The following is a 12,670-nucleotide window of genomic DNA, read 5'->3' as shown; positions in this document are numbered from 1 at the left end:
AGAATCCACTCTGACTCCCCTTCTCCCCTCGTGGGAGAAGGGGTTGGGGGTTGAGGGGGACAGATGGGTTAGCTCATCCAATATCAACCAAACTGATCACCGCCATAGCTGATCAAGCGATCGCGCCCTAAAAACGTCGTGACCATTCCTGGGGCCAGCGTTCAATGACCACCTTGGTTTGGGTAAAGAACTCAACCGCGTGCTGCCCTTGTCCATGCAGATCGCCAAAAAAGCTATCCTTCCAACCGCTGAACGGAAAAAAGGCCATAGGTGCCGCCACGCCAATATTAATGCCAATATTACCCGCCTCCGCCTCATAGCGAAACTGACGCGCGGCTGCACCGCTGCTGGTGAATAAGCAAGCCATATTGCCATACTGCCCACGATTAATTAGAGCGATCGCTTCCTCAATGGTATCTAGATGGATCAAGCTGAGAACCGGGCCAAAAATTTCCGTGCGGGCCAAGTCGCTAGATGGATCTAGATCTTGCAAAATGGTGGGACGGATAAAATGTCCCTGCTCATAGCCAGGAATCTGAGGACGGCGGCCATCAATCAAAATCTTCGCGCCTTCATCTGCGCCTTGCTGAATCAACGCCTCAATGCGCAGCTTACTTTGGGCCGAGATCACCGTCCCCATCTGCACACCCTCCTCCAGACCATAGCCCACCTTACGGTTCTCCGCCACCGAAGCGATCGCCTCCGTAAAATGATCCTTCGCTTGCCCCACCGTGATCGCGATCGATGCCGCCAAACAGCGCTGCCCGGCACAGCCAAAGGCACTATCCGCCATAATGCGAGTGGTCATATCCATATCCGCATCAGGTAACACAATCACCGGATTTTTGGCACCACCCTGGCACTGGGCCCGCTTCCCCGCCGCCGCCGCCCGACTGTAGACATACCGCGCCACAGGGCTAGAACCAACAAAACTAATTGCCCGCACCAACGGATGATCCAGCAGTGCATCCACCGCATCTTTGGCACCATGCACAAGATTCACCACCCCCGGCGGTAGATCAAGCTGGTGGATTAATCCCATAATCCGCTGCATAGTCAACGGCACCTTTTCCGACGGCTTGATCACACAAGTGTTACCACAGGCGATCGCGTAGGGTAAGAACCAAAAGGGAATCATGCCAGGAAAGTTAAACGGCGCAATAATGGCCGTGACGCCCAAGGGTTGGCGGATCATGGTTTCATCAATCCCCCGAGCAATGTCTTCGGAATTATAGCCCTGCATCAGCATAGGAATGCCGCAGGCCACCTCCACATTTTCGATCGCTCGCTGCAGTTCGCCCCGCGACTCCGCCAAGGTTTTGCCACACTCCTGGGTGATAATGTGAGCGATCGCTTCCCGGTCTTGCTCCAGCAACTGCCGTAGATGGAAAAGATAGCGCACCCGATCCGTAGGCGGAATGCGCCGCCAGCCTGGAAAGGCAGCTTGCCCTGCCTGCACAGCAGCATCCACCTCCTCCGCCATTGACAAAGGCACCTGCCCAAGAGGATCGAGGGTAGCAGGGTTAATCACCGGCAAACAATCGGCAGCGGATGCGCACCATGTCCCGTTGATATAGTTGAGCAAAGGCGTTGCGGCACTCATAGATGGTAGGTCAATCCATAACAAGTCTATCCCTAGCATCAGGGATCAGGTGCATCCTGAAGGTAGCCAGCAACACAGACATCCTGCCAACAACCCCACAGTCAGGGAACGCTTAGCAACGTAGGGTGCTGTTAGGCGAAGCCGTAACGCACCGTCTCGCAAACTGTTGAAACGTTACGCTAGCGCTACTCATCACGTCATCGAATTCAGGTCTATGCTATTAACCATCTTGATGTTGATAACGGGTGCCCTCGGATTGCGCCTCGGCTATACCCTAGCCCAGCAAGGCTTGACCGCCGAGAATGCCATCCAACACTACCAGCGCCAGGTCTATATCATCGCCTCTGTAGCCCTGGGCATAGGCACCTTTCTAGGTGTTCTACTAACGGCAGGACGGCATAGCCCTTGGCTGCCCTCCTTGCTATTGCTCTATGCAGGAGCCTATTTTTGGCAGGTTATTTTACTGCTCTGTTGCTTTTGTACAGGCTTACTGATGGGGCTAGAATGTCCAGGCTGGCGCGATCGCTCTCGCCTACGGCAACTTATTCTTTTTCTAGCGATTAGTCTATCTGCCATGGTGGTTCTGGTCTATCAGAACTTACCCGTCACCCACTTAGTGCGATCGCCCCGCCTGTCTGACGACATTGTTCTGCAAACCACCCCCTATAGCTGCTCCGCCGCCACCATCGCCACCCTCTCTCGCATCGTCCATCCCTCCGCCCAAACCACCGAGCGGGACGTGGTGGAACTGGCGGGCACCAGCCGTCAAGGCACCAGCACCATGGCCGAACTCCAGGCCATGAAAGCCCTAGGGTTGGCACCGCGCTACGAACGGGGACTGACCCTAGAGGACTTAATCGATCGTCAGCAACTGGCGGTTTTGCACGTGATTGAACCCGTGGTTGGAGCCAGAATCCAACATGCGATCGCTCTCCTTGCCATTGATGTAGACTACCAAGTCGTCATAGTAGGCAATCCGCTCTATGGTCTGCAGGTCAAAACCTTCGAGGAGCTAACGGATGGCTATTGGATCCGGGCGGCCGTTTTTGTCACCGTGTCGTCGCTGGATGCATGGCCCAGCGGTGGAGCGCTTTAGTTGCCAGGGGTGAGGAACACGCCGATACCGTTATGCACCCGCGCCACCGTGCTCGGGGGACGGTTGAGCACTTGATTGCCCAGCAGCAGCGTCGTGGAACTACCGCCATCAAGATTCAGGGCATCGATCGCTCCCAGAGCCTGCATAATCTGAGCGGTTTCAGTAAGGCTAGGCCCACTGCCGCCAACCCGGTTTTGCATGGTGGCCATGATCAGCTTGCCATCACTCAACACCCCAATGGCGCTGCGCACCGCCCGCTCTTGGATGAAAGCAGTACTAAAGCCTTCCGCTTGGGCATTCAGCACCACCTGCCGGTTTTGCAGCAGCAGCGGCCCTGCACCCACAATGTGCGGGTAGGCATCAAAGGCGGCGGGGCTAGCGGCGGCATCAACTTGTACCATCGTGCCGGGAGATAGGCTAGCGGCGACTCGGCTGTCCGATCGCACCACCAGTAGATAGCCGTCGCTGGGAATCGGGAAGGCGCTACTGCCGGCGCTGCCCCCTGGCTGCTGCTGAACAACTTGCCCACCGCGCACGGTCACGATGACCTCGTTATCAATGAGCGGACTGTAGGTTGGGCCCCAGTCGGGTGTGTAGCGGGAGGTGCCAGCCTGCACATAGCCACTGTTGAGGTGGAGCACAGCCAGGCGATCGCCCGTTGACAAAGTAGCCGTTTGGGGCAGGGCCAGGCGACCCATAATCACATTACCGTTATCATCCCAGGCGATCGCCCCCCGGTTGAGAATCGGCCCCGAGAGCCAGCGGCCGTTTTGGCGAATGGCTCCCAGGGGGTTGAAGTTATTGCGGTTGAAAAATCCAGCATTGATGGCAGCGATCGCCCCCCATTCCTGAGTTGCCGTCACCAAGGGCGTAATGCCCACCATCTGGGATGAGTTACCCCAAATGGGCCCCAGGGAAATTTCGGACAGACGGGGATCGACCACCAAGGACACGACCGGAAACTGGTTGCTGCCCAACTGCACAGTGTCCTCTCGCCATTCCATGCCCGGAGCCCAGGCAATGCGGCGAGGTGGGGCAGCGATGGAGCGGAGGTCTACCACCAAGCGATCGGGGTTGGGCAATGTCCATACATCTGGGGTTTGGGACGAGGCCCGAATACGCACCGTTGTTTGGTTCCCCTGGGTGGTGATGCCCAACACGGGAGAATTGGCGCTGCGGAGTTGGGTGGCGATCGCCTGCACAGCCGCAGAGTCGGCAGCAGCATCCACAGAGAGCACCAGGTCGCCCGTCCCCGACTGCAGTTGCCAAGAGGCGGGCTGCTGCAGGTCTACCACAATGCGATCGCCCCAGCTTTGCCGACTGTGGCGCACGCCGGAGACCTGAGACTGGGGCGTGGTGATGATGAGCGTGGTGCCGTTAGGAGCCAGTTGCCAATTCAGCTCACTCACCAGATCGGTGATGTCCAGAAATCGCTGGGTAGGCGTCAGCCAGGTGGCCAAGTTCAAGGGCTGGGTCGTGGGATCGGAATACCACTGCACCGGCTGCACCGACGGATTAGCGCTATCAAGCAATTCTGCTCCCAGCACCTCCAAAAGAGCCGCATCTGTCAAGCCAATGCGCTGCTGCCGCTGGCTCCATCCCCCCACAAAGGTGCGTCCATTTAGGTAAATGCGGTTTCCCTCCTGTTCCAACGGAGCCAGGCTAGACTGCTGAGGCGAGGACGGCAGCCACGAGGGCGTCGAGGTGACCGCAACCTGCTGGGAGAAGACGGGGCGGGCGACTTCCCCTGTCATGATAAAGGTGCCGAGGAGGGCAGCCAAGACCGATGCGTAGCTATGTCGCCCTAGCCGGGAGTCTAGCAGGCGGTTTAGAGAGGCAGAGACAGAAGAGGAGTGAAAACGCATACAACCATGCCCATGAATGCTAGTGGAGTTGGAACACATGGAGAGACGAGGCCTGCTCACCGTGACCACCGGAGTAGTCTGGGAGTTTATGGATCATGAAGAGATCATCGAGGGGCGAACCAGGGGCGATCGCTTCCCCTGATGTACACCATCATTCATCAACCGTTGTCGTGATATATCCGTCAACTTCGCGAATTTTGGCTCACCCTACCTTGGCTATCGACTGGCTATCAACATCATCAAATACTGACGTACCAAGGCTCCCTTTTTCGGAAGGATGCCCAGTTTGACGTCATAATAGTAAACACAGAGGCGGTTAAATCAATAGATCGCAGGGAGGGTTATGCTCTGCTTGATTAATGGATTCATTCGACCTCGTCTAAGTTCCGCAGCCTTGGAGAAACCTGTTCGATGGCGGCGGTTGGATGACCGGCATGACATAACCAGCGATGCCTGCTGACGCAAAGATTCAGCCGGCGGAGGCTTGCCCTGACGACCCACATACCTTACTATTTTTAAGCCGTCCTTGATACATATGAATCGGTCGTGGCAGAGGTCTAGTGACGAACTAGCCTGTGTTTTAGTCCGAACCAGGCGTCGCGCAGGTCACGTCATACAGACGTTGGTGTTCGCCCCGTCCTACTCACGATATGGGTAGGGTGGCGATCGCTCCTCCGTCATTCCATGGCAAACACCTTAAGCCTATGCTGCCACTAGGACGATGCAATGCCCTACTACGACGGAACCGTCCGTTGAATCCCCCGCTACGGATGCCGTCTACCATCATGACGATAGGCGTCGCATTTTCCTCCGTTTAGATCACTATTCTTAATGTTTTGCGCTAAGCATCAGCCACACGTTCAATCATCAACGAGCAAGATGGATCAATCGATCATGGGAAATACAGGTGGAGTTCAATTCGGTCAGCAGCATCTATCCCCCGACCCTGGCTATGCCGGGCAGCGGTGGCTCGTGGAGGAACGAGACGCCTGCGGGGTGGGTTTTGTTGCCGATCAACAGGGGCGAGCCAGCCATGGGCTGATCACCACGACCCTGGGCGCATTGACCTGTATGGAACACCGGGGTGGCTGTAGTGCCGATCGCGACTCGGGCGATGGCGCTGGGCTGATGACGGCCCTTCCTTGGAAGATGCTGCAGCGCTGGATGCAAACCGCAGACCTAAGCTGTCCCGCCGATCTGGCCAGCGTGGGCGTAGGCATGACCTTTTTCCCACGGCTGCCCGCGGCCATTGATCTGGCTCGGCCGGTGATTGAGCAGGTGGTCGCCGATGCAGGGCTGACCTTCTTGGACTGGCGCTTGGTGCCAGTGAAGCCGGAGGTGCTGGGAGCCCAAGCCTTAGCCAACCGTCCCCATGTAGAACAGTTCCTCGTGCAGTCGTCAGACACCCAGGGGGATGAACTGGAGCGGCAGCTCTACCTGGTTCGCAAACAGATCGAACGGGCGATCGCTGCCTTGGTCACGCCAGCGACAGATGCCAGCTTAGCCAGTGCCCTAGGTGAGTTCTACATCTGCTCCCTGTCGTCCCGCACCATCGTCTACAAAGGCATGGTGCGATCGGCGGTGCTGGGCGAGTTCTACCTAGACCTGCAGGATGCCGACTATGAAAGCGCCTTTGCCATCTACCACCGGCGCTTTAGCACCAACACCATGCCCAAGTGGCCCCTAGCTCACCCCATGCGTCTGCTGGGGCACAACGGCGAAATCAACACGGTCTTGGGCAACATCAACTGGATGATGGCCCGGGAAGCAGACCTGCACCATCCCGCTTGGGGCGATCGCCTAGAAGCCCTAAAGCCAGTGGTGAATGCCGACAACAGCGACTCGGCCACCTTGGATAACGTCATGGAGCTGCTGGTGCGATCGGGACGGACGCCGCTGCAGTCGGTGATGATCCTAGTGCCGGAAGCCTATAAGGATCAGCCGGCCCTGGCCGACCATCCCGAAATTGTGGACTACTACGAATACTACAGCGGCATCCAAGAACCTTGGGATGGCCCAGCCTTGATTGTCTTCAGCGACGGCAAGCTGGTGGGTGCGTCGCTGGATCGCAACGGTCTCCGTCCGGCTCGCTACAGCATCACCCGCGACGGCTATATTGTGGTGTCTTCCGAAGCTGGCGTGGTGGATCTGCCAGAGGCGGACATCGTGGAAAAGGGACGTTTGGGCCCAGGGCAAGCGATCGCTGTCGATTTGCAGAACCATGAAATCCTCAAAAACTGGGATATTAAGCAACGGGTGGCCCAAAGCCAGCCCTACGGACAATGGCTCAAGGAGAATCGAGTCGATCTGACACCCCAACCCTTCGTAGATAGTCTGCAGCTTGAGGATGGCGATTTGCTGCGCCAGCAGATGGCCTTTGGCTACTCCAGCGAAGACGTGGAAATGATCGTGGAAGCCATGGCGTCCCAAGCCAAGGAGCCTACTTTCTGCATGGGCGATGACGTGCCCCTGGCGGTGCTGTCCACCAAGCCACGCCTGCTCTACGACTACTTTAAGCAGCGGTTTGCCCAGGTTACCAACCCCGCCATCGATCCCCTGCGGGAAAGTTTGGTGATGTCCCTGACGATTCAACTAGGGGCGCGGGGCAATCTTCTAGAAGCGAAGCCCGACTATGCTCGCCTGCTGAAGCTGGAATCACCGGTGCTCAACGAGACTGAGCTGGAGCAAGTGCGCACCTCTGGCTTCAAAACAGCCAATCTTTCTACCCTCTACACCTTGACCGGCCCCCAAGGTTTGGCCCAGGCCGTTGAAGCCCTCTGTCAGCAAGCCGATGATGCGGTGAAGGCCGGCTGTGAGATTTTGATTTTGAGCGATCGCCTCTCTGGAGATGGACAACCGGGCTCCCTGAGTGAAGACTGCAGCTATATTCCGCCCATGCTCGCCGTCGGCGCAGTCCACCACCATCTGATCCGCGAAGGGCTGCGCATGAAAGCATCCCTGGTGGTCGATACAGCTCAATGCTGGAGCACCCATCACTTTGCCTGCTTGGTGGGCTATGGAGCCAGCGCCGTCTGTCCTTACCTGGCCTGGGAAACCGTTCGCCAATGGTGGGCAAGTTCCAAGACCCAGAACATGATGGCCCGGGGACGCTTGGACGCCATTGATATGGGCCAAGCTCAGGCCAATTACCGCAAGGCGCTGGAAGCTGGACTGCTGAAGATTCTCTCTAAGATGGGCATCTCGCTGTTGACCAGCTACCACGGCGCGCAGATTTTTGAAGCCATTGGCATTGGCAGCGAGCTGCTGGATCTGGCCTTCCGGGGTACGGCGTCGCGATTGGGTGGTCTGACCGTGGCTGACCTGGCCCAGGAGATTGCATCATTCCATCAGCGGGCGTTCCCAGAGCTGAGCCAGAAAAAGCTGGAAAATATGGGCTTCTTTAACTACAAGCCCGGTGGTGAATACCACATGAATAGTCCGGAAATGGCCAAGGCGCTGCATAAGGCAGTGGGAGAAAAGAGCTATGACCATTACCAGGTCTATCAACAGTATCTGGAAGAGCGGCCGTTGACGGCTCTACGGGATCTGCTGGACGTGAAGAGCGATCGCCCTTCTATTTCCATCGATGAGGTTGATTCCGTAGAAACCATTGTGCAGCGCTTCTGCACCGGGGCGATGTCCTTGGGTGCCTTGTCCCGTGAAGCCCATGAAACCTTGGCGATCGCCATGAACCGATTGGGCGGCAAGTCCAATTCGGGTGAAGGCGGAGAAGATCCGGCCCGCTATCGCACCATTGACGACGTGGATGAAACCGGGCATTCCAGCCACTTCCCCCACCTTCAAGGCCTACGCAATGGCGATACGGCCAGCTCCGCCGTCAAGCAGATTGCCTCTGGACGCTTTGGGGTGACGCCGGAATATCTGGCCACGGCTCAGCAACTGGAAATCAAAGTCTCTCAAGGCGCTAAACCCGGCGAAGGCGGTCAGCTTCCTGGCAAAAAGGTCAGTCCTTACATTGCCATGCTGCGGCGCTCCAAGGCTGGAGTACCCTTGATTTCCCCACCGCCCCACCACGACATTTATTCCATTGAAGACCTGGAACAGTTGATTTTTGACCTCCATCAAATTAATCCGAACGCGAAGGTCTCCGTGAAACTCGTGGCGGAAGTCGGTATTGGTACCGTCGCCGCTGGGGTAGCCAAAGCCAATGCCGATGTCATCCAAATCTCTGGGCATGACGGCGGTACCGGTGCTTCGCCCTTGAGTTCCATCAAACATGCCGGAGTGCCTTGGGAACTGGGGGTCACAGAGGTGCATCGCGTGTTGATGGAGAATCAACTGCGCGATCGCGTCCTGCTGCGGGCCGATGGCGGGATGAAAACCGGCTGGGATGTGCTGATGGCGGCGCTGATGGGCGCTGAAGAATATGGCTTTGGGGCCGTCTCGATGATTGCTGAAGGCTGCATCATGGCCCGCATCTGCCACACCAACAACTGCCCCGTCGGCGTCGCCACCCAGCAAGAAAAGCTGCGCAAGCGGTTCACCGGTACACCGGAGCATGTGGTCAATTTCTTCTACTTTGTGGCCGAAGAAGTGCGATCGCTCCTAGCGCGCCTCGGCTACCGCTCTCTCTCCGAGATCATCGGACGGGCCGATCTGCTCACGCCTCGGGCGGGCGCTCTGCCCACCAAAACCCAGGCCCTCAACCTCGACTGCCTGATCCATCTACCTGACACCCGCGAAGATCGGCAGTGGCTGAAGCATGAAGATGTTCATAGTAATGGCCCCGTGTTAGACGATCAACTGCTGGCGGACGCCGCAATCCAAGCCGCGATCGCCCACCAGTCTACCGCGACCTATCAATCTCCAGTGGTCAACACAGACCGCACCGTGGGCACTCGCCTAGCCGGGGCGATCGCCAAGCGCTATGGCGATACTGGGTTTGAAGGACAGATCACCTTGAATTTCCAGGGCAGTGCTGGGCAAAGCTTTGGAGCCTTCAACCTGCCGGGGATGACCCTCGTACTCACGGGCGAAGCCAATGACTATGTCGGTAAGGGCATGCATGGTGGCGAAATTGTCGTTAAACCATCGGCAGCCATCACCTACAACCCATCTGAAAACGTGATCGTCGGCAATACCTGCCTCTATGGCGCAACCGGCGGCACCCTCTATGCCTACGGGCAGGCAGGGGAACGGTTTGCCGTGCGTAACTCCAAGGGACAAGCGGTCATTGAAGGCGCAGGTGACCACTGCTGCGAATATATGACCGGCGGTGTGATTGTGGTTCTAGGCGCGATCGGGCGCAACATCGGCGCTGGGATGACCGGCGGTTTAGCCTACATTCTCGATGAAGATGGCTCGGTACCCGTGAAGGTGAACCCAGAGATCGTCAAACTGCAGCGGGTGGTCACCGCCGCCGGTGCGCAGCAACTGAAGTCGATGATTCAAACCTATGCTGATCACACAGGGAGCGATCGCGCTGCCAAGATCCTCAGCAACTGGGAGCATTACTTACCTCAGTTCTGGCAAGTCGTACCGCCCTCGGAAGCCGATAGCCCAGAAACCAATCCCAACATCTCGGACGTGAAGGAACTCACCTCAGTGCAGTAGTTGGGAGCGATCGCCGAACGTCTACATGAACATTCGGCAGGCTCAAACGTGAGGGATGGTGCTTCTTAGGCACTGCCGTGCAAAAACAGGCACTGTCCCTTGAGACATTACCGTAGAGTGGGAAAATGAGCCAAAATAGGGACACTTGCGTAAATTAAGCTCATCATGCCTAATGCGGTTACCCCCTTAAGTGCATTCATCTCCTACTCTCACCGGGATGAGGACTTCAAAGATGAACTGGTCATACACCTGGCAACCTTAAAACGCCAGGGCAAAATCTCTGCATGGCAAGACCGAGATATTGAAGCGGGAGCAGAATGGGACTCAGAAATCAAGCAACAGCTTGAAGCCGCAGAACTTATCTTGCTTCTGATTACACCCCGGTTTTTGGCGTCAGATTATTGCTATGACCTAGAAATGCAGCGCGCCGTAGAGCGCCACAACGAAGGCACCGCCCGCGTCATCCCCATCATCGTCAAACCCTGCGACTGGCAGGGCACCCCCTTCAGCAAGCTGCAAGTGGTGCCTAAGGATGCCAAACCCATTACGAAGTGGGATGACCAAGACGAAGCCTTTTTGAATGTGGTGCAGAGCATTCGTAAAGCGGTGGAGTCGCTCCAAGCAAAAAAGCCCTTGGGGACAACGGTTGAAGCATCTCCCGTTGTCCCAGATCCCAGCGCTAGTGGAAACCCTACGGCTTCTGCCCTGCCAGCCCCGCGCGCCTCATCACCCTTTTCCACCTATAACCCGGCGACCTTTGCAGGCCGCGACGCCGAAACTGCCAACCTCACCGCCCGCTTTCAAGGCCATTGCCGCATCGTTGCTCTGGTAGGGATGACGGGCATCGGCAAAACGGCCTTGGGAGAACGGGTGGTTGCGACCCTGATGGGGAGCTTGCTGCCTTCGGCTTCGCTCAGGCAGCAGGAGATGGGGCAGCAGCATGAAAGCTTGCCCTACTGCCGCTTCAGCTTAGATAATCTCAGCCTCACCCCCGACGTTGCCAGCAGCGGCGCGGCGCTTTTGCGGGAACTGGGCGAGGAACCAACCTTGGCGGATCAGCAAGACCCAGCCAACCTAGTGGAGCACATTCTCGCTCGGCTACAGAGCCACCCCTGCCGCTTGCAAATCGACTCGTTGGAGCGGTTGCTGCGGGGCAATGAACAGGAGGGCTGGAGTGAGTTTTGCGATCCCCTCTGGCTGGATCTGCTGCAAAAATTTCTGGCGGGTACCGACTGCCCCAGCCAACTGTTGCTCACCAGCCAAGACATCCCCGGCGACCTGGATACCGTAGCTTCGCGCTACCCCCAGTTTTGGCACTGCGAACCGCTCCAGGGCTTAAACACCGATGAACAGCGCACCCTGTTCCAAAACCTGGGGCTAACCCCCACCGATGCCGACTGGGGCATCCTCCAACGCATTGGGGCCTTCTACGATGGCCATCCCCTGGTGTTGCAGGTGATCATCGAAGAAATCCGCCAGCCGCCTTTTTCGGGCAACATCGCCCGCTATTGGCAGCACTACGAAGCAGAATTTACCGCCGCCCCTGCCGTGACAGCTCACAAGCTCGACCGCAGCCGCCTCTTCCGCCGCCGCGTTCGTCAACGGGTAGAGCAATCGATCCAACGCCTCCCCGAACCCGCCCGCCAAATGCTCTGCGCCAGCGCCGTCTTCCGCCGCCCTGTGCCTGAAAAGTTCTGGTACGCCATGCTCCCCAATGGCGACCCGCAAGCGGCCTTTGACACCCTCCAAGATCGCCACTTGGTGGAATATGTCTCCAGCCCTAACAATCTACTGTTGATTCGCCAACACCACCTGATCCGGTCTATTGCCTATGCCCTGCTCAAAACCGACACCCCAATCTGGGAAGCTGCCGAACGCCAAGCTGTCCACCTCTGGCTGAACGACTACAAACCCGCCCCCGATGCACCCAACCTGGAAACCGTGCGCGGTTATCTAGAGGCTTTTGTTCACTACTGCGAAGTCAGAGACTGGGACGCTGCAAAAGCTATCTTGTTAGACCAGCAAATCGGACTCCAGCTTCAAAGCTGGGGCAAGTATCAGGAAATGCTCATCTATCATCATCGCTTGATAGATCATCTAGAGCCTTTAGATGAAGTGGCTTGTCAGAAATGGGTTGGAAATGCCTATTACTTTTTAAGTCAGTACTCCCAAGCAACTTCTCACTACCAGCAAAGCTTAAATCTGGCTAAAGAAATTGATGATAAACAAGGACAGTGGAAGGCTCTCAACAACTTGGGTATTGTATTTCAAGGACTAGGACAATATGCTGAATCGATTGAATATCTTCAGCAAACTCTTGATCTTGCACAAGAAATTGGCGATCGCGCGGGAGAAGGCCGTGCTTTATGCGGTCTGGGAAATGCGTACACCAGTCTGGGTCAGTATGAGCGTGCGATCGAATTCCATCAGCACTCCCTGACGATCGCGCGGGAGATTGGCGATCGCCAGGGAGAAGGCAATACTTTAGGCAATCTGGGGATTGCGTACAACAGTCTGGGTCAGTATGAGCGT

At 57.0% G+C, this 12,670-nt stretch carries 5 protein-coding genes; 3 read left to right on the top strand and 2 right to left on the bottom strand.

The window, feature by feature from the left end; genetic code table 11:
• Window positions 1-127: 127 nt before the first annotated feature.
• The gene (locus JUJ53_RS16040) at window positions 128-1,603 is read right to left on the bottom strand and encodes a CoA-acylating methylmalonate-semialdehyde dehydrogenase (RefSeq protein WP_204153047.1); all 1,476 of its coding nucleotides are present in this window, start codon (window positions 1,601-1,603) and stop codon (window positions 128-130) included.
• A gap of 214 nt (window positions 1,604-1,817) precedes the next feature.
• Between JUJ53_RS16040 and JUJ53_RS16035 the strand changes: the two genes are divergently transcribed.
• Window positions 1,818-2,699, top strand: a complete 882-nt coding sequence (locus JUJ53_RS16035) for a hypothetical protein (RefSeq protein WP_204153046.1) — start codon at window positions 1,818-1,820, stop codon at window positions 2,697-2,699.
• Here JUJ53_RS16035 and JUJ53_RS16030 read toward each other — a convergent pair.
• Window positions 2,696-4,564 carry a phosphodiester glycosidase family protein gene (locus JUJ53_RS16030; RefSeq protein ID WP_204153045.1) on the bottom strand — a complete coding sequence of 623 codons (1,869 nt, stop codon included), beginning with the start codon at window positions 4,562-4,564 and terminating at the stop codon, window positions 2,696-2,698. The two genes, JUJ53_RS16035 and JUJ53_RS16030, sit on opposite strands and share 4 nt — an antisense overlap.
• Before the next feature lie 894 nt (window positions 4,565-5,458).
• Between JUJ53_RS16030 and gltB the strand changes: the two genes are divergently transcribed.
• On the top strand, window positions 5,459-10,138 hold the full coding sequence (gene gltB, locus JUJ53_RS16025) for a glutamate synthase large subunit (protein WP_204153062.1): 4,680 nt from the start codon (window positions 5,459-5,461) through the stop codon (window positions 10,136-10,138).
• Window positions 10,139-10,303: 165 nt separating this feature from the next.
• A partial coding sequence (locus JUJ53_RS16020; protein WP_204153044.1) for a tetratricopeptide repeat protein occupies window positions 10,304-12,670 on the top strand: 2,367 nt, incomplete at its 3' end.

It is taken from the genome of Leptolyngbya sp. CCY15150 (assembly GCF_016888135.1).
In the GTDB taxonomy this organism is placed as follows: Bacteria; Cyanobacteriota; Cyanobacteriia; order RECH01; family RECH01; genus RECH01.
Note: the sequence above shows the minus strand (reverse complement) of the source record. Positions and strands in the feature narration are given on the sequence as shown.